Annotated in this window: 25 protein-coding genes and 2 tRNA genes; 16 read left to right on the top strand and 11 right to left on the bottom strand. The window is 63.3% G+C overall.

Features of this window, described 5'->3' with window-relative positions; genetic code table 11:
• Nucleotides 1–73 precede the first annotated feature (73 nt).
• The 3 genes from RAD10_RS04115 to RAD10_RS04105 form a co-directional block, all read right to left on the bottom strand.
• Nucleotides 74–871: an acyl-CoA thioesterase domain-containing protein gene (locus RAD10_RS04115; protein ID WP_461616421.1), complete on the bottom strand. Its 798-nt coding sequence runs from the start codon at nt 869–871 to the stop codon at nt 74–76.
• A 182-nt stretch (nt 872–1053) separates the two neighbouring features.
• Nucleotides 1054–2229, bottom strand: coding sequence for a tRNA epoxyqueuosine(34) reductase QueG (gene queG, locus RAD10_RS04110; RefSeq protein WP_461616420.1), 1176 nt, complete (start codon nt 2227–2229; stop codon nt 1054–1056).
• Nucleotides 2178–2870 (bottom strand): glutathione S-transferase family protein, encoded by a 693-nt coding sequence (locus RAD10_RS04105; protein WP_461616419.1) that lies wholly within the window; start codon nt 2868–2870, stop codon nt 2178–2180. The genes queG and RAD10_RS04105 overlap by 52 nt, the downstream gene beginning before the upstream one ends.
• A gap of 169 nt (nt 2871–3039) precedes the next feature.
• Here RAD10_RS04105 and RAD10_RS04100 point away from each other — a divergent pair, with 169 nt between their 5' ends.
• The 3 genes from RAD10_RS04100 to RAD10_RS04090 all read left to right on the top strand — a co-directional run bounded on the left by RAD10_RS04100 (nt 3040) and on the right by RAD10_RS04090 (nt 6023).
• Nucleotides 3040–3846: an undecaprenyl-diphosphate phosphatase gene (locus RAD10_RS04100; RefSeq protein WP_028139439.1), complete on the top strand. Its 807-nt coding sequence runs from the start codon at nt 3040–3042 to the stop codon at nt 3844–3846.
• Between the two features lie 107 nt (nt 3847–3953).
• A complete protein-coding gene (locus tag RAD10_RS04095; protein WP_461616418.1) occupies nt 3954–5279 on the top strand; it encodes an FAD-binding oxidoreductase in 1326 nt (441 codons plus the stop codon).
• 3 nt (nt 5280–5282) lie between these two features.
• Nucleotides 5283–6023 (top strand): SDR family oxidoreductase, encoded by a 741-nt coding sequence (locus RAD10_RS04090; RefSeq protein WP_461616417.1) that lies wholly within the window; start codon nt 5283–5285, stop codon nt 6021–6023.
• Nucleotides 6024–6083: 60 nt separating this feature from the next.
• Here the strand turns inward: RAD10_RS04090 and RAD10_RS04085 are convergent, their stop codons facing one another.
• The gene (locus tag RAD10_RS04085; RefSeq protein WP_461616416.1) at nt 6084–7049 is read right to left on the bottom strand and encodes a complex I NDUFA9 subunit family protein; all 966 of its coding nucleotides are present in this window, start codon (nt 7047–7049) and stop codon (nt 6084–6086) included.
• Between the two features lie 151 nt (nt 7050–7200).
• Between RAD10_RS04085 and RAD10_RS04080 the strand changes: the two genes are divergently transcribed.
• The 3 genes from RAD10_RS04080 to RAD10_RS04070 all read left to right on the top strand — a co-directional run bounded on the left by RAD10_RS04080 (nt 7201) and on the right by RAD10_RS04070 (nt 9793).
• Nucleotides 7201–7287, top strand: a tRNA-Leu gene (locus tag RAD10_RS04080).
• Nucleotides 7288–7334: 47 nt separating this feature from the next.
• On the top strand, nt 7335–8954 hold the full coding sequence (locus tag RAD10_RS04075; protein ID WP_461616415.1) for a DUF6538 domain-containing protein: 1620 nt from the start codon (nt 7335–7337) through the stop codon (nt 8952–8954).
• Between the two features lie 71 nt (nt 8955–9025).
• Complete coding sequence (locus RAD10_RS04070) at nt 9026–9793, top strand: DUF3800 domain-containing protein (RefSeq protein WP_461616414.1); 768 nt, start codon at nt 9026–9028, stop codon at nt 9791–9793.
• 536 nt (nt 9794–10329) lie between these two features.
• Here the strand turns inward: RAD10_RS04070 and RAD10_RS04065 are convergent.
• Nucleotides 10330–10968, bottom strand: a complete 639-nt coding sequence (locus tag RAD10_RS04065; RefSeq protein WP_461616413.1) for a recombinase family protein — start codon at nt 10966–10968, stop codon at nt 10330–10332.
• Nucleotides 10969–11016: 48 nt separating this feature from the next.
• Here RAD10_RS04065 and RAD10_RS04060 point away from each other — a divergent pair, with 48 nt between their 5' ends.
• Both RAD10_RS04060 and RAD10_RS04055 read left to right on the top strand, forming a co-directional pair.
• Entirely contained in the window at nt 11017–11685 is a 669-nt protein-coding gene (locus RAD10_RS04060) for a helix-turn-helix domain-containing protein (protein WP_461616412.1), read from the top strand.
• Nucleotides 11663–11769, top strand: a tRNA-OTHER gene (locus RAD10_RS04055). The genes RAD10_RS04060 and RAD10_RS04055 overlap by 23 nt, the downstream gene beginning before the upstream one ends.
• A 240-nt stretch (nt 11770–12009) precedes the next feature.
• Here the strand turns inward: RAD10_RS04055 and RAD10_RS04050 are convergent.
• The 6 genes from RAD10_RS04050 to RAD10_RS04025 form a co-directional block, all read right to left on the bottom strand.
• Nucleotides 12010–12807: a ParB N-terminal domain-containing protein gene (locus RAD10_RS04050; RefSeq protein ID WP_461616411.1), complete on the bottom strand. Its 798-nt coding sequence runs from the start codon at nt 12805–12807 to the stop codon at nt 12010–12012.
• Between the two features lie 467 nt (nt 12808–13274).
• Nucleotides 13275–13628 (bottom strand): hypothetical protein, encoded by a 354-nt coding sequence (locus RAD10_RS04045; protein WP_461616410.1) that lies wholly within the window; start codon nt 13626–13628, stop codon nt 13275–13277.
• 3 nt (nt 13629–13631) lie between these two features.
• Nucleotides 13632–13871 carry a hypothetical protein gene (locus RAD10_RS04040; RefSeq protein WP_461616409.1) on the bottom strand — a complete coding sequence of 80 codons (240 nt, stop codon included), beginning with the start codon at nt 13869–13871 and terminating at the stop codon, nt 13632–13634.
• A gap of 10 nt (nt 13872–13881) precedes the next feature.
• Nucleotides 13882–14268 carry a hypothetical protein gene (locus tag RAD10_RS04035; protein WP_461616408.1) on the bottom strand — a complete coding sequence of 129 codons (387 nt, stop codon included), beginning with the start codon at nt 14266–14268 and terminating at the stop codon, nt 13882–13884.
• Nucleotides 14269–14402: 134 nt separating this feature from the next.
• Nucleotides 14403–15317: an MrcB family domain-containing protein gene (locus RAD10_RS04030; RefSeq protein ID WP_461616407.1), complete on the bottom strand. Its 915-nt coding sequence runs from the start codon at nt 15315–15317 to the stop codon at nt 14403–14405.
• 289 nt (nt 15318–15606) lie between these two features.
• Nucleotides 15607–16878 (bottom strand): MFS transporter, encoded by a 1272-nt coding sequence (locus RAD10_RS04025; RefSeq protein ID WP_461616406.1) that lies wholly within the window; start codon nt 16876–16878, stop codon nt 15607–15609.
• A 423-nt stretch (nt 16879–17301) separates the two neighbouring features.
• Here RAD10_RS04025 and RAD10_RS04020 point away from each other — a divergent pair, with 423 nt between their 5' ends.
• From RAD10_RS04020 to rpoN, 8 genes are all read left to right on the top strand, one after another.
• The gene (locus tag RAD10_RS04020) at nt 17302–18816 is read left to right on the top strand and encodes a YadA family autotransporter adhesin (RefSeq protein ID WP_461616405.1); all 1515 of its coding nucleotides are present in this window, start codon (nt 17302–17304) and stop codon (nt 18814–18816) included.
• A 20-nt stretch (nt 18817–18836) separates the two neighbouring features.
• Nucleotides 18837–19391 (top strand): hypothetical protein, encoded by a 555-nt coding sequence (locus tag RAD10_RS04015; protein WP_461616404.1) that lies wholly within the window; start codon nt 18837–18839, stop codon nt 19389–19391.
• Nucleotides 19392–19620: 229 nt separating this feature from the next.
• On the top strand, nt 19621–20925 hold the full coding sequence (locus RAD10_RS04010; protein WP_461616403.1) for a UbiA family prenyltransferase: 1305 nt from the start codon (nt 19621–19623) through the stop codon (nt 20923–20925).
• 104 nt (nt 20926–21029) lie between these two features.
• On the top strand, nt 21030–21644 hold the full coding sequence (locus tag RAD10_RS04005) for a ribonuclease D (protein ID WP_018323452.1): 615 nt from the start codon (nt 21030–21032) through the stop codon (nt 21642–21644).
• Between the two features lie 173 nt (nt 21645–21817).
• On the top strand, nt 21818–22552 hold the full coding sequence (gene lptC / locus RAD10_RS04000; protein ID WP_018323451.1) for an LPS export ABC transporter periplasmic protein LptC: 735 nt from the start codon (nt 21818–21820) through the stop codon (nt 22550–22552).
• 4 nt (nt 22553–22556) lie between these two features.
• Complete coding sequence (locus tag RAD10_RS03995) at nt 22557–23267, top strand: LptA/OstA family protein (RefSeq protein ID WP_461616402.1); 711 nt, start codon at nt 22557–22559, stop codon at nt 23265–23267.
• A gap of 223 nt (nt 23268–23490) precedes the next feature.
• Nucleotides 23491–24495 carry an LPS export ABC transporter ATP-binding protein gene (lptB, locus tag RAD10_RS03990; RefSeq protein ID WP_028139458.1) on the top strand — a complete coding sequence of 335 codons (1005 nt, stop codon included), beginning with the start codon at nt 23491–23493 and terminating at the stop codon, nt 24493–24495.
• An 89-nt stretch (nt 24496–24584) separates the two neighbouring features.
• Nucleotides 24585–26204, top strand: coding sequence for an RNA polymerase factor sigma-54 (gene rpoN / locus RAD10_RS03985; protein ID WP_461616401.1), 1620 nt, complete (start codon nt 24585–24587; stop codon nt 26202–26204).
• Nucleotides 26205–26247 lie beyond the last annotated feature (43 nt).

The raw sequence follows: 26247 nt of genomic DNA, 5'->3' as shown, positions 1-26247 counted from the left end.
AGGCGCAACTCTCTCCTCTTGTCATTCCGGGCTCACGCTTCGCGTGCCCGGGAATGACGAATGAAGAAAGCTCCTATCGCTTCGACGGATTGGCCATCGGCTTGCGCTGCGCCAGCGCGGCCACCGTCGCGGTGCCGATCGGGCCCTGTTCGTCATAGAGCCAGCATTCGCCGATCGCGACGCCGTCGGTGGCGTGGTGGTTCACCACCTCGAAGCCGATCCAGTTCGTCACCGGCAAGCGGTGCAGATAGATCGTCACGTCGCTGTTGATGTAGCCGAGCCCGTTGTCGCCGGCATTGGCAAACGGGCTGGCGAAATCGGCGCCGGTGGCGACGTGGACGAACGGCGTCATCGGCACGCCCGCGACGAGCTCGCGCACCTCGCTCATCCAGAGTCTTCGCGGACCGAGCGAGCCCATGTGACCCACGATCGGCCGCGTCGTCCATTTGCCGTTCATGCCGAGCCGGGGATCGCTGGGTTTTGGAATGTCGGCCGGCTTCGGCACGTCCCAGTTCAGCGGCGACCAGACATTGCCATCAGGATTTTGCGTCTTGCGCAGCAGCTGGCATGAGGCCCGCGCCATGCTGACACCGCCGGAGACGAATTCCGCCTCGACCACGCGGATGCGCAAGCCGTCGCGCACGAGGCGCGTCGTCACCTCGATCGGCTTGTCGATGGTCGGCAGCCGAAACATGTCGACGGTGAGCCGCGCCGGCACCAATTCGGGACTGGAATGGCGCTCCTCGATGGCGAAGCCGAGCAGCCCGACGACGACGCGTCCATGCAGCGATTTCGGATCCCACGGACCGTTGGCGGCTTCCGTCGGATGGAATGTGTCGCCATCGCGGGTGAAGAAAGGCAGGTTTGTCATGCCCGCGACTTTGCGGGAATGGATGGGGAAATCAAGAGTGGTGAAGCGCGCGCACCGTGACCACAACAAGGGTGTCATCGCCCGCGAAGGCGGGCGATCCAGTACTCCGAGACGGCGGTGATTCAGTCGAGAAGCCGCGGCGTACTGGATTCCCCGCCTTCGCGGGGAATGACGGCGGTGGGTTAGGAAGCGGCCTGCCACTCCTCGCGCACACCCTCGTCGTGTTCACTCGCGACTGCGGCAGACTTCATCGCCTCAAACTCTTCCCGCCCCACCAACTGCCCCAGCGCCCACACCGCAGCCCCGCGCACCAGCGGGCTCGCATCCTCCAGCAACCGTCGCGCTTCCTCGGCTAGCGCCGCCTCGCCCGAGTTACCGATCGCGATCAGCACGTTCCGCAAAAACCGATCGCGGCCGATGCGCTTGACCGGCGACTTCGTGAACAGCGCACGAAATGCGGCGTCGTCGAGCCGTGCAAGCTCCGCAAGTCCAGGCGCGCGCAATTCGCTGCGTGCGGCGAGCTTGGCTTCGCGCCCCTCCTGCGCAAACTTGTTCCAGGGACACGCAGCGAGGCAATCGTCGCAGCCATAGATGCGATTACCGATGGCTTTGCGAAACTCGTGCGGGATCGGTCCCTTGTTCTCGATGGTGAGATAGGAGATGCAGCGCCTCGCATCGAGCTTGTAGGGCGCGGGAAACGCCGCCGTCGGGCAGATGTCGAGACAGGCCTGGCACGAGCCGCAATGATCGATCTCGGCAGCGTCGCGAGGCAGTTCCAGCGTGGTGTAGATCGCGCCGAGGAACAGCCACGAGCCGAACTCGCGCGAGACGAGGTTGGTGTGCTTGCCCTGCCAGCCGAGACCCGCGGTCTGCGCCAGCGGCTTCTCCATCACCGCGGCGGTGTCGACGAACACCTTCACGTCCGACGGCGCGGTCGCGACCAGCCAGCGCGCCAGCGCCTTCAGCCGCTTCTTGATGAGATCGTGATAGTCGTCGCCCTGCGCATAGACCGAGATCGCCGCGCGCGTGCCCTGCTCGAGGATCGCGAGCGGATCCTGGTCCGGGCCGTAATTGACGCCGAGCATGATCACCGAGCGCACGTCGCTCCACAGCCCGCGCGGATCGACTCGGCGTTCCGGCTGCGCCGCGAGCCAGTCCATGTCGCCATGGCCGCCGGAGGCGATGAATTCGAGGAAGTATTTTCCGGCACTCTCGATCGTGCCTGGCGCAGTGATGCCGATGCAGTCGAAGCCGAGCGCCCGCGCCTCGCGCGTCAGCGCCGCCTTCAGTTCAGTCGGATCGGAGTTCAGAAATCCAGGTCCACATAGGTCCGCGACGCCGGCACGCCGGCCAGCCATTCGCTCAGCAGCGGACGGAACGAGGGGCGGGATTTCACCCGCGCGTACCACGCCTTTGCTGCGTCGTCCTCGCTCCATGGCACGTCGCCCAGATAGTCGATCGCCGAGAGATGCGCCGCGGCGGCGAGATCCGCGTAAGTGAGCCGGTCGCCGGCGAGGAAATTACGCGTCTGCGCCAGCCAGCCGATATAGGCCAGATGATAGCGCACATTGGCCTTGGCGGCGCGCATCACGTCGGCCGAGGGCGGCCCGCCGCCGTTGTCCTCGCTCATGAAGCGCTTGTAAATGCGCTCGGTGACGAGAGGATGCGAGACCTCCTCGAAGAATTTTTCGTTGAACCAGGCCATCAGCCGGCGCACCTCGACGCGCTCGGAGATCGTCTCCGGCATCAGGCGCTTGGGTCCCATCTCGGCGCCATAGGCCTCGTCGACATATTCGGCGATGATCGCAGCGCCCGGGATCGGGGGCTGCTCGTCGTCCACCATCACAGGCGTCGTGCCTGCCGCATTGAGCAACAGAAATGCCTCGCGCCGCTCCCAGCTGCGCTCTTCGACCAGCTTGAGGTCGAGCCCGTATTCGCCTGCGATCAGGCGGATGAAACGCGAATGCGGACAGAACGGATGATGAAACAGCGTAAACATGAAGCCTTTGACTATTTGATGGTGCTTAAGATTCCATCAATGTTTGTGCGGCGCCACACTAGTCCTTCAAAACCGCGAGGCAAGGGCGTGATTTCGCATTTTGCGATTGCGGCATGGGGGCGAATAGGCGAGAAGAGCCCCGCTTTTCCAGCCGAAATGGACCGTAAATATGTCAGACGCAATACGGGCAGTGATCCTCGGCATCATCGAGGGTGTGACCGAGTTCCTTCCCGTGTCCTCGACCGGCCATTTGCTGCTCGCGGAACGCTTCTTCCATCTCGGTGAAGGCGCGTTCTGGGATTCGTTTACGGTTCTGATCCAGCTGGGTGCGATCCTCGCGATCGTCGGGCTGTACTTCAAGAAGCTCTGGGATGTCGTGATCGGCTTCTTCACGGGCGACACCTATTCGCGCCGCTTCGTGCTCGGCGTGCTGGTGGCGTTCCTGCCGGCCGTGATCGTCGGCCTCGTCGCCGGCAAATACATCAAGAGCGTGCTGTTCAATCCCTGGGTCGTCTGCTTCACGCTGATCGTCGGTGGCGCCATCCTGCTCTGGGTCGACAAGCTCGACCTCAAGCCGCGCGAGCATGACGCCACGAGGTTTCCGCTGCTGATGTATCTCTATATCGGCATCGCACAATGCGTGGCGATGATCCCGGGCGTGTCGCGTTCCGGCGCCAGCATTGTCGCCGCGATGTTCCTCGGCGCCGACAAGCGCGCGGCGGCGGAGTTCTCGTTCTTCCTCGCCATCCCCACCATGATCGGTGCGTTCGCCTACGACTTCTACAAGAACCGCTCCGAGATGACGATGGACCATATGGGCATCGTCGCGATCGGCTTCGTGGTGTCGTTCATCACCGCGATCATCGTGGTCAAGACGTTCCTGGAATATGTCACCCGGCACGGCTTCGTGGTGTTCGCCTGGTGGCGCGTCATCGTCGGCACGCTCGGCCTGATCGCGCTGGCGCTGGGGCGGTAGACTTATGGTCCGTAGCAGTTGGACCGGCGTTTTCAACGCAAAATAAGCTTTTGATCGGTAGTCAGTTCCAACGCCGGGCGGCGCGCGCCCGGCACAGGAGCTGAGCCATGACCCTCGTCAGCGGCTGGGGCCGTTTCCCGGTCGTCGATAGCGACGTGCTGCGCCCGCGCTCGTTCGCGGCGGTCGGCGAGGCTGTCTCGGCCGGCACCGTCGCGCGCGGCAACGGTCGTGCCTATGGTGATGCCGCGATCGGCACCGTCAGGACCGTTGCGATGACCGGCTTCGACCGGGTCAGGTCGTTCGATCCGGGAACCGGGCGCATCCGTCTCGAAGCCGGTATTCTCCTCTCGGACCTGATCGACACCTTTGGCCCGCGCGGCTTCCTGCCCTTCGTCGTGCCCGGTACCCGCTTCGTCTCGGTCGGCGGCGCCATCGCGGCCGATGTGCACGGCAAGAACCATCATTGCGAAGGCGGCTTCGGCCGCTATGTCGACAGCCTCCTGCTGCGCACCGGGCAGGGCGAGGTCATCGAGGCCTCGCGCGAACAGAACTCCGATGCCTTCTTCGCGACCGTCGGCGGCATGGGCCTGACCGGCATCATCCTCGAAGCGACGATGCGGCTGCGCCGGGTCGAGACCGGGTGGATCCGCGAGCGGGTGATCTCCGCGTCCGATCTCGATGCCGCGATGCGCGCGCTCGAGGCGGGCGATGCCGCGACCTATTCGGTGGCATGGATCGACTGCGTGGCACGCGGGCGCGATCTCGGCCGTTCGCTGATCTATCTCGGCGAGCACGCGGACAGAGGCGAACTGGCGGAAGGTGCCGATGCTTTTCCGGTCGGCAAGGAGTCTCGCCTCAGCGTGCCCGTCGACCTGCCGTCGATGGCACTGAACCGCACCAGCGTCCGCGCCTTCAACGAGCTCTACTATCGCATGGGCGCGCGGCGCGCCGGCGGCAGCCATGTGGTCTCGCTCTATCCGTATTTCTTTCCGCTCGACAGCGTCGGTGAGTGGAACCGCATCTATGGCAAGCGCGGCTTCCTGCAGCATCAATGCGTGATCCCGCAAGCCGGCGCGCGCGCCGTGCTCGGCGACATCCTCGATCGCGTCGCACGGCGCGGCGACGCTTCCTTCCTCGCCGTGCTCAAGAAGCTCGGCCAGGGCGACGGCATCCTGTCGTTCCCGCTGCCCGGCTACACGCTCGCGCTGGATTTCCCGGTGAAGGGCGACATCCTGAATTTCCTCGACGAGATCGATCGCCTGGTCGTCGCCGCCGGCGGCCGGCTGTATCTGGCGAAAGACGCGCGCCAGTCGCGCGCGACCTTCACGGCGGGCTATCCTGCCTTGCAGCGTTTCAACGCGATCCGCAAATCGCTCGATCCCGCCGGCAACATCCGATCGAAACTTTCACAGCGTCTGTTTGATGAGGTCTAGGCCGTGACGTCACGCAAATCTGTCTTGGTGCTCGGCAGCTCCTCCGACATCGGCCGCGCCGCCGCGCGTGCCTTCGCCAAAGCCGGCTACGATGTCGGCCTCGCAGGCCGCGACGTCGCCGCGCTGGAGCCTGACGCGGCCGATCTGCGCGCGCGCTACGCGATCGACGTCGGTCTCTACAAATTCGATGTGCTCGACACCGCCGCATTCGCTGGCTTTGTGAGCGGCCTGCCGGCATTGCCCGATGTCGTCATCTCGATCGTCGGCCTGCTCGGCGTGCAGGAGAATGCCGAGAGCGACCTTGCCCACGCCACGGCGGTCATGCGCTCGAATTACGAAGGCCCGTCGCTGATCCTCGGCGTGTTCGCCGAAAAATTCTTAGGCCGCGGCACCGGCACGCTTGTCGGCGTGTCGTCCGTGGCCGGCGATCGCGGCCGGGCCTCGAACTATGTCTATGGCTCGGCCAAGGCCGGCTTCTCCGCTTTCCTCTCCGGCCTGCGCGCCCGCGCCAGCCGTGGCGGCGTGCATGTCGTCTCCGTCAAGCCCGGCTTCGTCCGCACCAAGATGACTGATGGCATGAAGCTGATCGGCCCGCTCACCGTCGAAGCGCCGGTCGTCGGCGATGCGATCCTCAGCGCCGTCAAGAACAAGACCGACGTCGTCTATGTCAGCGGCAAATGGCGCCTCGTGATGCTGATCATCAAGACGCTGCCGGAAGCGGTGTTCAAGAAGCTGAAGTTTTGAGGCTGTAGCCGGGGCGGCGGTCTGCTCCCTCTCCCGCTTGCGGGGGAGGTGACACCCACCTCACACGCTCATACGCTGGAACTGACCGGCGGCGCGGAAGCGCCAGAGATATTGCGGGGCGATCGCCTCCAGCGAATCGCCTGTTATGCCGAGCCCTTCCAGCGTCAGGCTGGCGGCCTTCGCCGCATCCGAGACGACATTGTCACGCTCAAGCATCGTGACCTGGTCCGGCGTCAGCTTGAAGGCGCCCGGCGCGAATTGCAGGAAGTTCGCCTGGAAACGGGCGAGGCCGAACGGCAGCGGGATCAGCGCCGGCTTGCGCGCGGTGATCTCGAGGATGGCCTCGATGATCTCGCGCATGGTCAGCACTTCCGGCCCGCCGAGCTCGTAGGTCGCGCCCGCCTTGGCCTTGCCGTCGACGGCGTCCGCGATCGCGGTGGCGACGTCGCCGACATAAACCGGCTGCATCCTGGTCTCGCCGCCGATCAGCGGCAGCACCGGCGACATCCGGGCCAGCGCGGCAAACCGGTTGGTGAACTGGTCCTCGGGGCCGAACATCACGGAGGGGCGGAAGATCGTCGCCGAGGGCACCGCAGTCGACACCGCGGCTTCGCCGGCCGCCTTGGCCTTGGCATAGCGCGAGGGCGATTCGGCATCGGCCCCGATCGCCGAGACATGCACCAGGCTGGCGCCGGCCGCGGCCGCCGCCTTGGCGACGGTTTCGGCGCCCTTGGCCTGGACCGCGTCAAAGGTCTGCGCGCCGCTCTCGGTCAGGACGCCCACGAGGTTGATGACGACGTGCGAATCACGCAGCGCCGCCTCGACCGATGCCGGATAGCGCAAATTGGCCTGCACGGTGTGGACCTGCCCGACCTTGCCGGAGGGCTGGAGAAAGCCGGCCAGTTCCGGCCGCCGCACGGCGACCCGGACGCGGTAATCGCGCTTGCACAGCGCGCGGACGACATTCCGGCCCAAAAACCCCGATCCGCCGAAAACCGTGACGAGCGTGTCCAGATTCGATGCCATGGGAGCCGTTCCTGCGGAAAAGAGTGCGTCTTGTCAGGCTTGTATCGGGCCGGTTTGCGATGCGCAATCGGCATCCCGAAACAGGCTTCAAGCATGAATTGACAACGGCGTCACCGAACCGTAGTAACCGCCTCCGTGCCCCAAACGGCATGCCCAGGTGGTGGAATTGGTAGACGCGCTGGCTTCAGGTGCCAGTGGCTTAACGGCCGTGAAGGTTCGAGTCCTTTCCTGGGCACCATCGCTCCGCGATGTAGTTGATTTCGCTGAAGTCCCTGATAATCAAGGGTGATCGACCGTCTCAACTGGTACACAGAGACGGTGCACATGCTTCTGCGAATGGCTTCTCCTATCCGCCGCGACGGCTCCTCCGTTCATTACCTCCGAAAGCGCGTTCCCGCCGACCTGGCCGGTAAGGCGGTGGGCCTAGTGCTGTGCATCCCCGTTGGAGACAAGACCGCCACGGTTCGGGTCGGCCCGGACTGCAAGGTCAAGGTATCGCTGCGCACCCACGATCCCCGGGAGGCCAAGACACGGCAGGCCAAGGCACTCGCCTACCTTGATGATGTGTGGCGCTCGATGCGCGAAGCTCCTCGCCGCCTCACTCATCGAGAGGTCGTTGCATTGGCCGGCGAGGCCTACCGCCACGCCAAGAAGACCTGGGAGAACGATCCCGGCCGGGCAACGCTCTGGAACATGCTCCACCAAGCCGCCTGCAAGTGGGACGTTGACACCGCGAAACGTGAGATGGCCCCGTACGTTGCTGAGTTGCTCCAGCGGAAGGCCATCCAGATCGATGATGACACTCGGGCTCGGCTGGCTGCCGCCCTACATGACGCGTTCAAGGACGCTACGTCGCTGTTGGAGCGCAGAGGCCGAGGCGACTACGGCCCTGACCTTGTCGAGGCGCGGTTTCCTCAATGGGAAACGAACGTCGCTCCGATCGGTCAGGCGGGATTGACAGTGGCCACGCTCTTCGCAGGCTGGGAGTTGGAAAACCGGGCTGCTGGCGTCACTGAGAAGACCATCAGCGAGTACAGGTCAGTGCTTACCCGCTTCGTTGCCTTCGTCGGGTACGACGACGCCACCCGCCTAACCCCTCACGACATCATCGGTTGGAAGGACAAGCGTCTTGCGGACGGTCTCGCACCGAGGACCGTGAAGGACGTAGATTTGTCCGCAATGAAGTCGGTCTTCGGCTGGGGCGTTCGGAACCACAAGCTGCGCAGCAATCCCGCTCAGGGCATAACGTTGAAGGTCGGGAAGAAGAAGCGTGAGCGCGACAGGGGGTTCACCGCCGAGGAAGCAAACGCGATCTTGAAGGCGGCGCTGGATCACGTAGGGGCCGCGCAGGAACACAAGAAGACCACTGCGGCGAAGCGTTGGCTTCCCTGGCTGTGTGCTTACACCGGTGCCCGGATCGGCGAGGTTGCGCAGTTGCGCCGCGAAGACGTTCGACGCGAAGGCGACCACTGGATGGCGAAGATCACTCCAGAGGCGGGGCCGGTGAAGAACAAGGAGGCGCGGGAGGTGCCGCTACATCCGCATCTGGTAGAGCAGGGCTTCATTGACTTCGTGATGGCGTCCTGCGACGGCTACCTGTTCCTGACCGTCGCTAAGAGCGAAGACCCGCAAGGGAAGCTGCGGACGTTGAAAAATCGAATGGCTGAGTTCGGGCGAGCCGTCGTAACTGACGAGCGCGTCGCACCCAATCACGGCTGGCGGCATCACTTCATCACGAAGTGCCGGAAGTATCGCGTAGACCCAGAAAAGCGGCGCATGATCACCGGACATGCTGGCGAGAGCGTTGACGAGCGAGTGTATGGCGATCCGGCCGGACTGTATCAGGAGGTCTGCAAACTGCCCCACTATCAGGTGCCGATGTATTCTACGCCGCGGCCTTCGTAAGGTTGCATGACCCTGTCCAGCGATCCACGGGACGCTATACTGGCCGCTAGCATCACGAGTGGGGCGAGATCATGTACTTCCTCTTCCTGGATGAATCCGGTTCGCCTCCGAAGCCGGAAAAGGCAGAAGGCAAATACCTCGTCATTGGTGGATTGATAATCCCCGAGGGTGCTTGGCACCCCGTCGCCAAAGACTTCAAGAAGGCCACTGCCAATGTCAGAGGTGAACTGAAGTGGAAGTACTTCGGCACGGGAAACACAGAGAACTCGCTGTCGCACCTCAGTAAGGAGGACAAGGAGCAGGTACGGACGGATGTGTTTCGCACGATCACGTCCCGCAAGGCGATCAAGCTGATCTGTTGCGTAACGTCAGTGGAGGCCGCTTACAAGCGTCCGACGATCACGTCGCAGGACGACGTATACCATCTAACCTACAAGGGAGTGACGGAGCGGTTCCAGTACTTCCTACAAGACGCGACCCGAGTGACCGGACAATCTCAGTTCGGCATCGTCGTGTCAGATCATAGAATGGCGGCTGACGATGAGAAGCTGCGCACAAGACATCATGAACTCATCGACACTGAGGAACGATACACCGCGACCTATGCCAACATCATCGAAACGATCTTCTTTTCTCCCAGCGACGCCAGTGTCGGCCTTCAACTGGCTGACATGGTAGCAGGCGCGGTGCATCGATCATTCCAGCACGGCGAGAATCGTTTTGCCGAAGCAATCAAGGGCAGCTTCAGAACATCGCCTCAAGGGACGATCCCGGGCTTTGGATTGGTGCGAATGCCGATGCAGACCTTTGTCGCGCCGGGCTACCAAACATTTGTCTGAAGAGCCGTGGGGTGGAGGGTACTCGGGAGTGACCCCTTTCCGCCCCCAACGCGCTAAAGCCGCGCTCCCCACTGACCTTCTATATAAGTTATCTCATTGATTTGTCAATGTTTTATTTTCTCGAATCACGTCAGGGCCTTAGCGTGGCTTGCGCGTCATCCTTTCCCAACCCGTAGTCTCTTCCCAATGCTGCCCCGAGACCCCACTGTCGAGCCACCCCACCATCTCGTTGCGGGTTCCGAGCTGTAAGTAGACGCAAGCGCAGTACGAGCAGCGCATCAAAGGCCCCCGGTTGATCTCACGATAGGCATCGATCTTCCCCCGAGCCTCCGCCGGGATGGTCTCGTAGTAGGCAGGACTGATCTCCGACTGGCGATCTGATCCTGCGCGACAGTCTTCTGCGGGACAGTCGTATCGTGATTTGGTCAAGTGTCTCTCCCAAAGGTTTGACCACGCAAACACTGATCGTGGGCGGGCGTTCAATCGTGGATGTAAAAACACTGATTGGGCCAGGAAGATGTATCTAACGCAGACCGCTATGCAGCCCATGCCTTGAGCGCGGCTTGCGCTGCGGTTGGGTCTTCCTTGATACGGTAGATCGTCTGTCGGCTCAGGCCTGTCGCTGCAGCGATCTGCCCAACGCCTGCCGACTGCTCCAGCATGTTGCAGACCGATTCGAGCTGATCCTTGTCGAACGTCGGCTTCCGTCCACGATACTTCGTCTCGCCCGCCGTTGCCTTGGCAAGGGCGATGCCGCCGCGCTGCGCTTCCTTAATGGCTTCGGCGTTCGCCTGAGCGGTGGCGGCCATGAACGCAATGAGCGCGTCCCTGACGGCCTGCTGCATGGGGTCCTTCGTTGCGCCGTCGAAGGTGAGCCCGTTGATCACGGTGCGGATGACGACGCCGCGCCGCATGAACTCCCTGATGGTGTCGCACACGTCAGCGTAGTTGCGCCCGAGGCGGTCGATCCAGCGGACCACTAGGGTGTCACCGCTGCGCAGGATGTCGAACAGCCGCTTGCCCTCGGGACGTTCGGCAAGGCGGGTGCTGATCCCCGACACGCCGTGGTCCGCGACGACGCGATCGATCTTGAAGCCTGCAGCCTCCGCCCCTGTCCGCTGATGCTCGACGGTCTGGTCGGTAGTGGAAACTCGCGCGTAGAGGATCGTAGCCATGGAGGCCCTGCTGTCTGTTAGGGTTATGTCCGTTGAATATCGCGTCCGTTGAACGAAGTCAACCCTAACGGACGCATTCTTGGGGCAGTCTGGCGCGTCCGCACGGGCATGCCTCAGCGGACAGCCCCGAGAGCATCGGTAGGGGACAGAGATAGAAAAAGCGTCAAATCTGTCACCGTTAATCAGACCTCGATTGCGGGGTTCTCCGTTTTTGCGTATGTAGTCCGCATGACGAACTCTCAATCCCCAATCACGGAGATCGACTTCGACGACTTCATTGCCGTCGCGCCTTCGACCGACGTGGCCAAGCAGCAGGAGCCTCGGCCGGAAAGCCGGGTCGAAGCGCGCTATGGAGTTGCTGGGAAGGCTGGATGGTCGCCGGTGCCCGACGTGCTGCTGTTCAATCAGCACAAGCTGAAGATCACCGGCGACGATCTGATCGTGCTGCTCAACCTGATGGCGCACTACTACGTGAAGGACGAGATGCCGTTCATTCGGCCCACGACCATCGCCAAGCGCATGGGCGTCAGCCAACGGAAGGTGCAGCGCTCAATCGCCAGTCTCAGGAAGAAGGGCCTCATCCTCAAGGGTAAGCACAAGGAGAACGGGCAGATCATCCATGATCTGACACCGCTAATCGACCAACTACAGCCGTTCGGAGAGGAGCGGATCGCTACCCGTACGGCATGGCAATCGCAGCGTAGCTCAACTGGATAGAGCCATCGGTTTCGAGGGCCCGCCCCTAGAGGTCTGGGTGGGTCCGCCGATGAGATGCAGGTTCGACTCCTGCCGCTGCGCCCACAAGCCGCCGAGCCCCCCCAGGGGGAATCCCGCCGCACGATGGGGTGGAATGGGGGCTTCACAGTTTTCTGCCAAACTATCCGAGGACCGGGAGTAGCGACGGCATTAGCGACGCGCTGCTGTGTGAACGGCGCTAACGAGGGGTGAGACTTCAGTCGCTTCGCGAATGGGGCTATATCCCTCCACTTCCAAGGCTTTTCCGGCTGGCTGTTCACTGGAGCTGGGACAATGTCCCAACCATTAGAAGTCGTTGTTCGCCGGCATCGCGTGGAGCCCATTTTCACGCTCTTCAGCGGTCCACTGGGGGAGACTTTCCAGCCGGGTGAGCAGACGCCGAGCGTAGTCGAGGAGGGCCCGACGATCCTCTGAGGACATCCCTCGGGCTTCTGCGAGGGCATTGTCGAGGCTCATAGCGGCGAGCTGAAGGGGGCCGATCTCGCTCGGCTGGGGCGGCTTACCATCGTGATACTGGTCCTTGTTCTCACCGCCGTGCTGCACTGACATCTCCTTCGCGATCTTCGGATGATCCAACTCCATCCAACGGTTCAGGGTCCGGTAGCTGACAGCGCCGTTCAACTCGCTTGCCATCTCGCGGTAGGACTTGAGGCGACCGTTCGACCTGTAGTGCCGGCGAGCCGTGATGTAGGCCTTGAAGACGTTACGCACTTCCTTGGGCTTGAGGGGTAGACCGTGAGCGAGGTTCGCGCTTGCCGCGGCCCAGCGGGCTTCGCTCATCGACATCTCGGTGATGTTCGCTTCCACGCTGTCGCGTTCGAGGAGTTGAAGAGCTTTCACTCGGTGCCAGCCGTCCACGAGACGAAGCACTCCGTCCACCATCGCGATCTCGATGGGCGGCAGCTTGCCTTCGTTCTTGTAGACCGCTTGGTAGCGTCTGACGGTAGTGGGGTCGATCTTGGCGCGGACCTGCCAGTCGTCGCGAATAGCAATGTCGGCGATCTTGATGACATCCCACCGGGATGTCTTTTCGGTCTCTGTAGGGATGGCGGCGGTGTTCTGAGGTGTTTTGTTATGTCGCATGTTCAGGGATGCTTGAAGCGCCCCCAGGAGGGGCCCGTCCTGAACGGCTGAAGATCAGCCACGGACGCCTGAGGGGACGCGGTGGGTTGGTGATGATTGAGGACGGAAGAACGCTAGCCCCGATGGCATCGAGGGCCTGCCGGACTGCTCGCGGCGGGAGGTGTTTCTCTTCCGAAAGTGCAACCTATTTCAGTGCCATTCCGCCAACCCAAAGAGCCCCGCTGGCGGGCCCCCGCGCGGGCCGCTAGGCCCCCTAGCTGGTACAGGGAGCGCGTGTCGATGACTCTCTAATCGCGTCCTCACCCTCGGCGTTTGCAGGCACTCATGGATTGCTGGTTGTACCTTGTGAGCAATCACATGGGAAAGAGCCCAAAGATCCCCGATTGTCCGGTAGGCGATGCCTCGCCGCGCACAGTTCGATCAACTCATGCCCTTCTTTGCCGCCACGCCAGTACTTGCCGCGTAAGTTACTTCCTCTTGAGGAGGCCCAATCCCTTCGGACCATAGGTCTCCATGGCGTCGGCGCACTCCTTTGTCGGATTCGCCTTGAACTCTCCCTGCCGTTTCTCGCGCCAGGCTCCGCCTTGCTCTGATACCTCGAAGGCCTTCAACATGCCCGGTCCGCTCGATCCGGCAAGTTTGCGCACTTCTTTGTCCCACTTGTTGATGTCTAAGCCGACGCCCGGACACTCATCCGACGCGATGATGACATCGGTGTACTCCTGATGGAGTGTCGCGGCTGAGGCCACGTCGGCGCCCTTCTGGGCAATTGCGAAAGTCGGGACAGCCACGAAGGCTGCAATCAGTGCCAGCTTCTTCACTCTTCACTCATCGTACAGCTCGGGATGCGACAGGCGCAGGTCCCATTCTTCCCTTTTCCACCGCATCTGCAGTTTGTTGACCTCTCGGTGATACTTCGTCGTGACCTCTTCCAACACTTCGCCGCGATGGTTCAAGCGGCGGATAGCCCAAGTGGTGGGCCGGCCGATCTTCATGTCCTTCTTGATGGAATGGGTGCGCTGAGCGAGAGCGTCCTCGTTAGACCCGGGGAACTTGAACGGCATGAGGGCCAGCCTAGGAGGGGAGTACTACCATTGGCTCTGGAGAGCTCGCGGCATTTTCGTCGTCTGGATCGTAGGTAAAGTAGTTACTGAGCGTACCGCCATGGTCCCCCAAGGGCAGTGCTTTGCTAATCGAAGACATCTCGCCTCGATAGGATGCATACCGCAGGACGGCCCCCTGTGGTGGGACTTCGCTGATCTCGATAATGTAATCTACGTAGATGCTTGAGCCTCTCTCAAAGATTTCGCCGTCAAGAGGGAGGGCAGCAAACGCTTCCTTACACCGTGCCTCCGCATCGTCTGCGGTTTCGGCCTGGATCAGATACTCGAAATGATCATGTCGAGTGTTGCGGTGTGACGGACGATCAAGCTGGCAGTAAACAAGGTAAGTCTTCGGCATGTGTCTGGCTCTTAGTGTCCCTTAACTGCTGCGAGAGCGTGGTCGTATACAGCGATCGAGTCGCCCGCAAGCGAGATCGTGTAGGACTTTATGCTAGCCGTCTAGAGCTCGCGCGACGATGCCAATGCGTCAGCTTATCGCTTCAGCAGCAAGCGGAACCCCGTTATGTCTGCAGGGTCGGACGTTCGATGGATCATGCGGTGACAGTTGGAACAAAGAACCGCGAAATCGGTCGCCACATCGTACGAAACCGCCTCACCCTCGTTCAAAGATCCAATTGGCTTTAGGTGGTGAGCTTCAATGAATCCCCGCCCGATCTCACCGTAGCGTTCGTGGAACTCAAGCTCGCAGGCCTGGCATTTGGTGCCGTGATGGCTCTTTGCCGCTTTGGCGGCCTTGGGATTCCGTTCGATGCGGCGATGTAGTTTGTACCGCCGTTGTTCGATTAGAGAAGCTCCCTCACCGGGCGCATCTTCGTCGCTTTTCTCCGCGATCGGATCGAGCCCCCCGCGGAAGGTCAGGGCCTTGTAAGCCGCTACAGCGGCCTGGAGATCGGAGGCCAATTCCGCATCCGATGGCAGGTCCGATACAGAGTAAGAGATACCCATGGCGTGGCCTGCGGCATAGTCGCCTGGGAGTTCTCCAGTCGAACCAAGGTCAATTGAGGTGACGGGCAGTCTTGACGTGAAGTCGGGAAGCCGCCGTCGCATCAACTGAGCGCGTTCGCGCAGCACATCATGTGTTGCGCTCTTGAACTCGAGCCGCGTGCCGGTGGTCCCCTGGTTCAACGAGAGGTGCACCGTCGGTTCTGACATGTGAAACAGGTAAACGACGTAGTAGCCTTCAGTCGCAGTGTCGGTGACTACGTCATCGTAGACTGCGATCCATGGAACATCTGCCCAGCGGCCCGACCCGGCACTGCCTTTGAACGACAGGCCTTTGGGGTTTCCCAATGCGGTTTCGACCTCTTGCTTGGCCGCGCCACGAATGTGGTTCGCAAGCGGGTGCCCAGAGAACTCTTGAAGATGCGTGCCCGCCCACTCCTTCATCACCCTCTCAAGCGCAGCCCTCAATGTCATAGGAACCCTCTTGTTCGCGACCTACGAGCGACATTGAAGTCAGTACACGTAGCTGGTACACAGCGGCTCAAAGGCGGAAGAAAATCCACAGCAAAATCAACGCGCCCTACGTGGCGCACCCCCAATCCTTTCCTGGGCACCATTTTGCGGAATTCGGACGCAAATTAAGACGGCTCCCGATCCGCGAAGATAGCGGGGCGGCGATTGCTGCATCGCCGTCGCGACGGTCCCCTGGTACGCCAGCTCGTCCCGTTTCCCCTTACACCACCCGCTTCCCCGTCCGCTCCGCCACCGCCTTCTGCACAAAATACATCGCGACCAGCGAGACAATCGAGGTTGCGACGACGACGTAGCCGATCCGGTCGAAATGGATCAGCGAGCCATCCGCCCCTTCCGTGATGATGCTGGCGGCGAGCACCGAGCCGAGGCCGCCGGAGAGCTGTTGCAGCGAGGCGCTGATCGCGCTGAAGGAGCCGCGCTGGTCGGGATCGGGGATCGCCGACATCAGCGCCTGCGACGGGATCATCCGCGAGAAGATGCCGACGAACATCAGCACGTTGACGAGGATCGCGGTCGTCAGCGCGACGTGGCCGAGATGGGTGTAGATCAGCACCATGATGACGGACACCACGCTGCCGAACACGAAGGTCGGGTATTTGCCGAACGCATCGCTCGCCCTGCCGACCAGCGGCCCCGTGACGATGCTGAACAGGCCGGAGACGAGATAGATCGTCGGCAGATGCGTGATGTCGATGCCGAGATTGTGCACGGTGAAGGCGCTGGAGAACGGCATCAGCATGTAGCCGCCGGTCGCCAGCAGCGTCGTGACGGCGAAGGCCAATGTATAGCGCGGCTGTCCGACCGTCGCGATCAGATGGTGGAACGGGTTTCTGTCCTGCTTCCGCTTCAGATGCGCGTCGACCGGCTCCATGGCGAAGGCGATGATGGCGATCGCCGCGATAGACACCACGACGATCGCGATGAAACAGACGTGCCAGTTCCAGTGATTGGCGAGAAACAGGCCGGCCGGAATGCCCAGCACCTGGCTCGCGGCGAACGCGGTCTGGACGAAGCCCATCACGCGGCCGCGCAGGTGCAGCGGGAATAGATCGGTGATGATGGCGAGCACCACCGAGCCGATCACGCCGCCGAACAATCCGGTCACGATCCGGCCGAGCAGCAGCACGTGATAATTCTGCGCCGCCGCGCAGAGCATGGTGCCGAGCGTGAAGCCGACATAGAAGAACAGCAGCAGGCGCTTGCGGTCGAAACGATCGGCAAAGCCGGCGGCCAGCACGCCCGAAATGCCCGCGCTGAACGCGTAGGCCGACACCGCGACGCCGAATTGCCCGGCCGTGATGTCGAGCGCGGGCATCAGGATGGCGCCGAGCGGCGACATGATGATGAAGTCGAGGATGATCGTGAACTGCGTGAACGCGAGCAGCGCGATGAGAAGCGCCTGATAGCGCGAGAAGCCGCGTTGGCGTCCTGATGGATCGTCGATCGGCGCGGCGAGCGTCTGTTCGGTCATGGATCTCGATTTCGTCGGAGCGGAGAGAGAATCTGGCAGATGGGGTGGGCTCGCACGATTTTTCAGGGGGCGCACGGCCCTCGTTCCTGCCGGAACCTGAACTCGCGCCCGGTTGTGGGATCCATGCAACAGCCCACCATCCGACGAACAGTCCGGCTTCTTCGCGAAAAAGAGTGCGCGGATTGAGAAGACGAGCGCCGGCCCGCACCCCATGAATATGGGAGGACGGAATGCCGCGCCGTCCGCCGCGCATCGGCGTCTTCTCAAAGCCACGGCCTGCGTGCTTTGAGTGTCGAGCGTCGCCGAAGCGTTAATCGCGTTGACGTGGTGGCGGCTTGCGGCTGGAAAGTGACGGCGGTCTTCGTTCTTCGTGCGCCACTTGCCAGTCGCAAGGTCGGAAGACGGGGTGGGGAGACCAACAGGATGATTTCATCGCGCGCACGAATCACCGCTTGCCTCGCAACGGCGGTGATTGCCGTGATCGCGGCCTGCGCCGGCGGGCCGGAAGCCCGGGCTCAGTTCGTGTGTGTGGATGGTGCCGCGTCTGAGCAAGGCGCCACGGCGGCCGGCTCTGGGGGCAATTTTGCCTGTGGGCCCTCCGCGTCCGCTGACGGCAACGGCAGCAACAACTCCGCGACCGGGACCGGCGCCAACGCCAGCGGCCACAACAGCTCCAATATTGCGAGCGGAAACAATGCCAACGCCAGCGGCAACAACAGCTTCAACAGCGCGACCGGAGCGGGAGCCATTGCCAGCGGTGATGGCAGCAAAAACATCGCGTCCGGAAACAACGCGCAAGCCAGCGGTGACAACAGTACCAATATCGCGGCCGGCGCCGGATCCAACGCCAGCGGCAACAACAGCGGCAATCTTGCGTCCGGGTTGACCGCCCTGGCCAACGGAGACAACAGCAGGAACGTTGCGACAGGGCGCAGTTCCAATGCCTCCGGCAACAACAGCAGAAATCTTGCGAACGGGTTTGTCGCCAAGGCCTACGGTGACGCCAGCGCCAACACGGCGACGGGGAGCAACGCCAACGCCTTCGGCAACGGCAGCGGCAACATCGCGTCCGGCGTGAACTCCAACGCGACCGGCGACAACAGCTCCAATATCGCGACCGGCATGAATACCAACGCGAGCGGGTCCGGAAGCAATAACGTCGCCACCGGCAACGCCGCCATCGCATTTGGCGCCAACAGCTCCAACGCGGCGACCGGCTATCTGGCGAATGCCAACGGCGCCAATTCGAGGAATATCGCCAACGGTGCGCAATCCAATGCCAGCGGCACCGGCAGCTTCAACATTGCGGTCGGAAACGGCGCCAACGCGAGCGGAAGCGGTGTCGCGAACACCGCGGTGGGCAACGGCGCCAACGCAACCGGCGCGAATTCGTCGGCCTTCGGCAATGGCGCCTCCGCAACCTTCGCCAACGCCACCGCGATCGGCAACGGCGCCACCGCGACGCGCACCAACCAGCAGGTCTACGGCACCGCGAGCAATACCTACACGATGACGGGCGTCACCTCGGCCGCGAGCACGGCCGCGCAGTCCGGGCCCGTGCAACTCGTCACCACGGACGCGGCCGGCAATCTCGCCTCCACCTCGCTCAATGCACTCGGGTTTGCGAGCCCCGCGGATATCGCAAGCATCAACAGCCAGCTCGCAGGCATCAATGCCCGCCTCAACGACCTCGACGGCAGGACCGGCAAGGCGATCAACGGCGTCGCGATGGCCTTTGCGATGTCCGGCTCGCCCTGGCTGATGCCGTCCGAGAAGATCGCGATGAGCATGAACTGGGGTACGTTCCAGAACACCAATGCGCTCTCCATGAGTGCGGCGCTGCGCGTCAGCGAGCACGTGCAGGCCAGCGGCGGCCTGACCTACGGCACCAACGGCGGCGGATTGGGCGGCCGCGTCGGAATGCGCGTCGGCTGGTGATGCCAGGCTTTGGCAATTCGATGCAATTGATCGCGCGAGCCGTGATGGCACTGGCGCTGCCGCTGTGCTGCGGAAGTGACGGGGCGATAGCGCAACAGAAGACGCCCGCGCCGGCCGCGGCTGCTGCCGCGCCATCGCTGCCCGTCACGCTGGAGCAGGCTCTCTATCTGATCCGCTCGACGCTGCTCACGCTCAACGATGCCAACCGCACGGGCAATTATACGGTGCTGCGCGACCTCGCTGCGCCCGATTTCCAGGCGCGCAACACCGCGGCCGATCTCGCACTGAATTTTCTCGACCTGCGGCGCCGCAACTTCGATCTCTATGGTGCGGCATTGCTGGCGCCGCAATTCAGCGACGCGCCCGCGCTCGATCAGCGCGGAATGCTGCGCTTGGCGGGTTACATCCCGACCCGGCCGCAGCAGATCCAGTTCGATCTCACGTTTCAAACCGTGGCCGGGCAATGGCGTCTGATCGCCATCGCGATCTCTACGCCGGAAGCCGCATCCCCCCAGCCGCAAGCCCAGGTGACGCCCGTGAAGCCGGCCGTGCCTGCGCAGAAGAAGACGCCGTGAGCGTTGCTGAGAACTATCTCATTGATAAATCTGCGTTTGTCGCCGGATTGGTGGCCGCGCCGCACCCTGTTCTCGCGGCTCCTGGCAGCCCCGATTAAGTCGCCCTTAGCGAATGCTCCCCTAGTGTCCTGACCGTCCATTTCCCTGCTCCCCGGCGCTGAGCCGGTCAGTTTGCGGCAAGTCAGAGCGTATTCGGATGGAGCAGCCTGCCCGGCAGTATGATCCTGGCGTGCCCGAGCCGTTGGTCACGGCGGCGGCCACGCGGACGCTCGTCATCGATCTCGAAGGCGGCCTGCTGCGGTCCGAGCTGCTGATGGAGGCGCTGTTCTCCAGCCCCGGCCGCATGCTCGCCCGCTTCGGCGCTGGCGGACGCCCGGGCATGGCGGCGCTCACGGATATCCTGGCGCGCGCCGAGATCGACTACGCCCATCTGCCCTATGAGCCGGACGTGCTGAACCGGGCGCTCGCGGCGCGGGCGCGGGGCGAGAAGATCTATCTGGTGGCCGGCCGCTTCGCCCGCCACGCCGCCGGCATTGCCGCGCATCTCGGCTTTGACGGCGTCGTTGCGCCGGCTGATCTGGCTGCAGGCGAAAGCCTGCCGTTCGACCGCGGCGCCATCGAGCGCATCGAAAACCGCGGCAGCCGCAACGTCAGCCTCAAGACCAGTCTCAGGACCTGGGCCAAGGCGCTGCGCGTCTATCAATACGCCAAGAACACGCTGGTGTTCGTGCCTGTCATCACCGCGCATCAGTTGAATTTTGCCAGCTTCGGCTCCGCGCTGCTGGCGTTCCTGGCGTTCTCGGCCTGTGCGTCTGGCGCCTATCTGATGAATGATCTCCTGGATCTCGCAGCGGACCGGCAGCATCCGACCAAGCGCCATCGCGCGCTGGCGGCCGGAGATCTGCCGATCTCGTCCGCGCTATCAGCGATTCCTGCGTTGTGGCTGTTCGCGGTCGTGGCCGGCCTCTGCATCTCGCCTTTGTTTCTCGGCGTGCTCGGCGCCTATCTCGTCACCACGATTACCTATTCGCTCGCGCTCAAGCGCAAGATGCTGGTCGACATCGTCACGCTCGCCGGTCTCTACACGCTTCGCATCGTCGCCGGCGCGGTCGGCGTCGGCGTGGTGCTGTCGGAATGGCTGTTGATCTTCTCGCTGTTCGTGTTCACCTCGCTGGCGCTGATCAAGCGCTTCAGCGAGCTCAGCATGCGCGAGAGCGCCGGCCTTTCCGATCCCTCCAACCGCGACTATCGCGTCACCGACCTGCAAATCATCGCCGCGATGGCGGCGGCGAGTGCGATGAACGCGGTGACCGTGTTCTCGCTCTACGTCTCCTCGACCGCGGTGACGCCGCTGTACAGCCGTCCCTGGCTGCTGTGGCTGCTCAATCCGCTGCTGCTGTATTGGTTCGGCCGCGCCCTGATGATGGCGCATCGCCGCGAGATGCCCGATGACCCGATTCTGTACGCCTTCCGCGACGGCCCCAGCCGCATTGCGGTTGCGGCGATGATCTGCATCATGCTGGCGGCGATCTGAGCGAAGCCCGTGCTTGCGCGGCCCGCCGGCAATGGCTACATCGCGGGCAATCCGAATTCGCTATAGTGCCGACGCACCGATTAGACCCGAGGTTTTGAAACGCCATGACCGTACGCCTGCATCGCGGCGACCTGCCCGACCTGTCCCGCTACACCGGAGCGGTGGCGATCGACACCGAGACCATGGGGCTGAATCCGCACCGCGACCGGCTCTGCGTGGTGCAGCTCTCGCCGGGTGACGGCAGCGCCGACGTGGTGCAGATCCCCAAGGGTCACACCGACGCGCCGAACCTGAAGGCGCTGCTGGCCAATCCCGCCATCACCAAGATCTTCCACTTCGCGCGGTTCGACGTCGCGGTGCTGTACCAGACCTTCGGCGTCATGACCGGCCCGATTTATTGCACCAAGATTGCCTCGCGCCTGACCCGCACCTACACTGATCGCCACGGCTTGAAAGACCTCGTACGCGAGGTGCTCAATGTCGATCTCTCCAAGCAGCAGCAATCCAGCGATTGGGGTTCCGACAGCCTGACCGAGCCGCAACTCGCCTATGCCGCCTCCGACGTGCTGCACCTGCATGCCTTGCGCGAGCGGCTCGATGCCATGCTGGTGCGGGAGGGCCGCACCGCGCTGGCCAAAGCCTGTTTCGACTTCCTGCCGACCCGCGCCCTGCTCGACCTTCAGGGCTGGGCGGAGGAGGACATTTTCGCGCATTCCTGAGCCCTCACGCGCCAGTTAGACTTGGACTGCGCCCCGTTTCGGACACTTTCGTGCGGCCTGTCCGAGCCTGATATGTCCAAGGCTGATATGTACAAGGCTGCATATTGCGGCGCTGACGGGTACAATGGAGCGGCCTGCAACCCGGCTTGGCGAGCGGCACCTCAGGAGCTCAGGTGAATTCGGCCCATAATCCCACCTACGACGCCGCGCTTGCGGCGAAGTTTGCCAGCGCGGCTCGCCACAGCCGTCTGGTGCGGATTCTGCGCCTCGCGGTGCCGGCTGCAGTGCTGTTGTCGATGGCAGCGATCGTCGGCGTCTCGGTCTTCAATCCGTTCCGCATGCTGATGCCGAAGCTGCCGCTCGATTCCGGAAACCTGGTGGTGTCGGGCACCAAGATCACGATGGAATCGCCGCATCTGGCGGGCTACACGCCGGACCAGCGACCCTACGAGCTCTGGGCCAAGACCGCGACGCAGGACATCACCGACCCCGATCATGTCGATCTCTCCGACCTGCGCGCGAAAGTGCTGATGGAGGATCAATCGACCCTGTTCCTCGATGCCCGCACCGGCCGCTTCGACAACAAGCAGCAGCAGCTCGATCTGCACAAGGACATCTTCCTGCGCACCTCGACCGGCTACGAGGCGCGGCTGAACTCGGCCTTCGTCGACATGGGCAAGGGCACGGTCTCCTCGGACGAGCGTGTCGACGTCAAGCTGACCAACGGCACGCTGTCCGCGGACAAGCTGCGCATCACGGAAGGCGGCGACGTCATCCGCTTCGAGGGCAATGTGGTGATGCATCTGGACAAGCTGGATGACCCCGCCGCCGCGCAGCCTGCGCCAGCCGAGCCCGCGCCGGCGGCGCCGCCGGCCAAATCAAAGAACAAATCTGCCAATTCAAAGTGATTTCATGATCAGGCCTTTTCCGCGCAACCACACGCGCAATGCCATCTTCAGTGCAGCTGCGCTCGCCGCCACTGTCGTGCTTGCTGCAATTGGCGCCGCATTTGCGCAGAGCACGATGCAGGGCGTGCCCAACGCGATGCAGGGTTTTTCGCAGAACCGCGATCAGCCGATTCAGATCGAGGCTGCCTCGCTCGAGATGCGCGACAAGAAGAAGGAGGCGACCTTCGCCGGCAATGTGAAGGTCATCCAGGGCGACACCACCATGACCTCGAAGACGCTGGTGGTGTTCTACGAATCGGGCGGCGACAAGCCCGCCACGCCGCAGCCTGCGGCCAAGGCGACCAAGGGCGCGCCGATGCAGTCCGCGCAGCCGGGCCCCGGCGGCAGTTCCTCGATCAAACGGCTGGAGGCGCGCGGCAATGTCGTGGTCACCCAGAAGGACCAGGTGGTGACCGGAGAGACCGCCGTGTTCGACACCAGGACCAATCTCATCACCATGCTTGGCGGCGGCGGCCAGGTCGTCCTGACGCAATGCAAGAACGTGCTGCGCGGCGACCGTTTGATGGTCGACATGACGACGGGCGTGTCGCGGGTGGAATCCGACAACGGCCGGGTTCAGGCCCTGCTGCCGCAGGGCGGCGGCAATGATTGCGGTTCGGGCAAGCCCGGCGGGGCGCCGCCTTTGCAATTGCCGGGCGCAACTAAATCGAAATGAATTCAATGGCTTGGTCCGGATGCTCCCGAACCGAGGTTGAAGCTTGGCCGGTGAGACTGTATCTAGCGCGCAGGGCTTTCGAAGCGGGGTCCGCCGCTTTTCGGGCGTGTTTCACTGGGCATGAGACATCCCTTCACTCATGCTGCACCGGCTAGTCGAACGGCCGGTGCGGCAGATCGCGCGAATTCGCGCAGGATCGTCGCGAAAGGCTTAGAAGGCGGGGATGGTCGATCTCTTCAGCATGTTCCGTCGGCGCCCCGCCAAGCGCGGCCGGCCAGGATTTGCGCGTCAGGACATCACCGCGCTCGGTGACGGCGTCGGCGGGCTTGTGACCAGCCCGATCCGGGACGCGCCGATGGCCCGCGACCAGGCGATCCATGCGCCCGATCAGTTCCCGGACGACTATCAAGGCGACTATCAAGCCGAGGCGCCGCGTCAGCCGGCAGTTCACCCCGTCAGGGCCGCCGCCAAGCCGAACGGCGGTGGGCCGCAGCTCCTGAAGCGGCCCGGCTTCCTGGCTGTGCATAGCGTGGAAAAGGCCTTCGGCAGCCGCCAGGTCGTGCGCGGCGTCAGCATCTATGTGCGCCGCGGCGAAGCCGTCGGCCTGCTCGGTCCGAACGGCGCCGGCAAGACCACCGTGTTCTACATGATCACCGGCCTGATCAAGGCCGACCGCGGCGCCATCGAGCTCGACGGCCACGACGTCACCAAGCTCCCGATGTATCAGCGCGCGCGGCTTGGCATCGGCTATCTGCCGCAGGAAGCCTCGATCTTCCGCGGCCTTACCGTCGAGCAGAACATCCGCGCCGTGCTCGAAGTGGTGGAGCCCTCGCGCAAGAAGCGCGAGCAGCAGCTCGATTCGCTGCTCGACGAATTCAACATCACGCGGCTGCGCAAATCGCCGTCGATCGCGCTATCAGGCGGCGAGCGGCGCCGCGTCGAGATCGCGCGCGCGCTGGCGACGCGGCCGAATTACATGCTGCTCGACGAGCCCTTCGCCGGCATCGATCCGATCGCGGTCGGCGACATCCAGGACCTCGTCCGCCATCTCACCAATCGCGGCATCGGCGTCCTCATCACCGACCACAATGTCCGCGAGACGCTCGGCCTCACCGACCGCGCCTACATCGTCTATGCCGGCGAAATCTTGACCGAGGGGAGCCCGGATGAGATCGTCGCCGATCCGGACGTGCGCCGCCTTTACCTTGGCGAGGAATTCCGCCTCTAGCCCGTTTTTGCGTTCGTCAAGACGTGTACATCGGGCCTGGACTAGGATAAGCAAAAATCGGACCAATTTTTGGGAACGGTTCTTGCTTCATGGCGCTCACGCAGAGATTAGAGTTCCGGCAATCGCAGTCGCTGGTCATGACGCCGCAGTTGATGCAGGCGATCAAGCTGCTGCAATTGTCCAATCTCGATCTCACGACCTTCGTGGAAGAGGAGCTCGAGCGTAACCCCCTGCTGGAACGGGCCAATGACGAGGCCCCCGCGGGCGAGGGCCCGGCCGAGGCCGGCCAGTACAGCGATGGCGAGGAGTCCGGCGGCCAGGGCGACGACGGTTTTGGCGACAGCGCCGAGGCGTTCGAGCCGGGCCAGGAGGAATGGATGAGCAAGGATCTCGGCACCCGCGCCGAGATCGAGCAGACCCTCGATACGGGCCTCGACAACGTCTTCTCCGAGGAACCGGCCGAGGCCGCGGCGCGCAACGCCCAGGACGCCGCGCCGACGACCTATACGGAATGGGGCGGCGGCGCCTCCGGCGACGAGGACTACAATCTCGAGGCCTTTGTCGCGGCCGAGTTGACGCTCTCGGACCATCTCGCCGAGCAGCTCTCGGTGGCCTTCACCGCACCTGCCCAGCGCATGATCGGCCAGTATTTGATCGACCTCGTCGACGAAGCCGGCTATCTGCCGGGCGATCTCGGCCAGGCCGCCGAGCGCCTTGGCGCGACGCAAGCCGACGTCGAGGGCGTCCTTGCCGTGCTGCAAAAATTCGATCCGCCCGGGGTCTGTGCGCGCAATTTGAGCGAATGCCTGGCGATCCAGCTCCGCGAGCTCGACCGCTACGACCCCGCGATGCAGGCCCTGGTCGAGCATCTCGATCTCCTGGCCAAGCGCGACATCGTGGCCCTGCGCAAGATCTGCGGCGTCGACGACGAGGACATCGCCGACATGATCGGCGAGATCCGCCGTCTCAATCCCAAGCCCGGCATGAAGTTCGGCTCGGCGCGTCTGCAGACCATGGTGCCCGACGTCTATGTCCGCCCGGGTCCCGACGGCGGCTGGCATGTCGAGCTCAACAGCGACACCTTGCCGCGCGTGCTGGTCAACCAGACCTACTATTCCGAGCTGTCGAAGAAGATCGGCAAGGACGGCGACAAGTCCTATTTCACCGACGCGCTGCAGAACGCGACCTGGCTGGTGCGCGCGCTCGACCAGCGCGCCCGCACCATCCTGAAAGTTGCAACCGAGATCGTGCGCCAGCAGGACGGCTTCTTCACCCACGGCGTGGCGCATTTGCGGCCGCTCAATCTGAAGGCCGTGGCCGACGCCATCCAGATGCATGAATCCACGGTGTCGCGCGTCACCGCCAACAAATACATGGCGACCAATCGCGGCACGTTCGAGCTGAAATATTTCTTCACGGCGTCGATCGCCTCGGCCGACGGCGGCGAGGCGCATTCCGCCGAAGCCGTGCGCCACCACATCAAGCAGCTGATCGATTCGGAGGAGCCCGCGGCGATCCTGTCGGACGACACCATCGTGGAACGCTTGCGCGCCTCGGGCATTGATATTGCCCGCCGCACGGTCGCGAAGTACCGCGAAGCCATGCGCATTCCTTCCTCGGTGCAACGTCGCCGCGACAAGCAGAGCGCTCTTGGTAACGTCCTCTCTACCGCCTTGTCCGATCGTTCCCGCAACACCGAACCGGCCTGATTGCGCTGGCGCGAAATCGCGCTACTCTCGACCCCCCGTCGAG

The organism is Bradyrhizobium sp. 23AC, from assembly GCF_054863025.1.
The sequence above is the reverse complement of the archived record's forward strand: the minus strand, read 5'-3'. Positions and strand labels throughout refer to the sequence as shown.

Bases quoted from the DNA above. Each gene is read 5' to 3' on its own strand.
- RAD10_RS04015 (WP_461616404.1), top strand. From the start codon at position 18,837: ATGCAATTGATCGCGCGAGCCGTGATGGCACTGGCGCTGCCGCTGTGC.
- lptB (WP_028139458.1), top strand. From the start codon at position 23,491: ATGGTCGATCTCTTCAGCATGTTCCGTCGGCGCCCCGCCAAGCGCGGC.
- RAD10_RS04095 (WP_461616418.1), top strand. From the start codon at position 3,954: ATGACCCTCGTCAGCGGCTGGGGCCGTTTCCCGGTCGTCGATAGCGAC.
- RAD10_RS04025 (WP_461616406.1), bottom strand. From the start codon at position 16,878: ATGACCGAACAGACGCTCGCCGCGCCGATCGACGATCCATCAGGACGC.
- RAD10_RS04050 (WP_461616411.1), bottom strand. From the start codon at position 12,807: ATGCGACATAACAAAACACCTCAGAACACCGCCGCCATCCCTACAGAG.
- RAD10_RS03995 (WP_461616402.1), top strand. From the start codon at position 22,557: ATGATCAGGCCTTTTCCGCGCAACCACACGCGCAATGCCATCTTCAGT.
- RAD10_RS04030 (WP_461616407.1), bottom strand. From the start codon at position 15,317: ATGAAGGAGTGGGCGGGCACGCATCTTCAAGAGTTCTCTGGGCACCCG.
- RAD10_RS04105 (WP_461616419.1), bottom strand. From the start codon at position 2,870: ATGTTTACGCTGTTTCATCATCCGTTCTGTCCGCATTCGCGTTTCATC.
- queG (WP_461616420.1), bottom strand. From the start codon at position 2,229: ATGGCTGGCCGGCGTGCCGGCGTCGCGGACCTATGTGGACCTGGATTT.
- RAD10_RS04040 (WP_461616409.1), bottom strand. From the start codon at position 13,871: ATGCCGTTCAAGTTCCCCGGGTCTAACGAGGACGCTCTCGCTCAGCGC.
- RAD10_RS04065 (WP_461616413.1), bottom strand. From the start codon at position 10,968: ATGGCTACGATCCTCTACGCGCGAGTTTCCACTACCGACCAGACCGTC.
- RAD10_RS04085 (WP_461616416.1), bottom strand. From the start codon at position 7,049: ATGGCATCGAATCTGGACACGCTCGTCACGGTTTTCGGCGGATCGGGG.
- RAD10_RS04115 (WP_461616421.1), bottom strand. From the start codon at position 871: ATGACAAACCTGCCTTTCTTCACCCGCGATGGCGACACATTCCATCCG.
- RAD10_RS04100 (WP_028139439.1), top strand. From the start codon at position 3,040: ATGTCAGACGCAATACGGGCAGTGATCCTCGGCATCATCGAGGGTGTG.
- RAD10_RS04005 (WP_018323452.1), top strand. From the start codon at position 21,030: ATGACCGTACGCCTGCATCGCGGCGACCTGCCCGACCTGTCCCGCTAC.
- RAD10_RS04035 (WP_461616408.1), bottom strand. From the start codon at position 14,268: ATGCCGAAGACTTACCTTGTTTACTGCCAGCTTGATCGTCCGTCACAC.
- rpoN (WP_461616401.1), top strand. From the start codon at position 24,585: ATGGCGCTCACGCAGAGATTAGAGTTCCGGCAATCGCAGTCGCTGGTC.
- RAD10_RS04020 (WP_461616405.1), top strand. From the start codon at position 17,302: ATGATTTCATCGCGCGCACGAATCACCGCTTGCCTCGCAACGGCGGTG.
- RAD10_RS04070 (WP_461616414.1), top strand. From the start codon at position 9,026: ATGTACTTCCTCTTCCTGGATGAATCCGGTTCGCCTCCGAAGCCGGAA.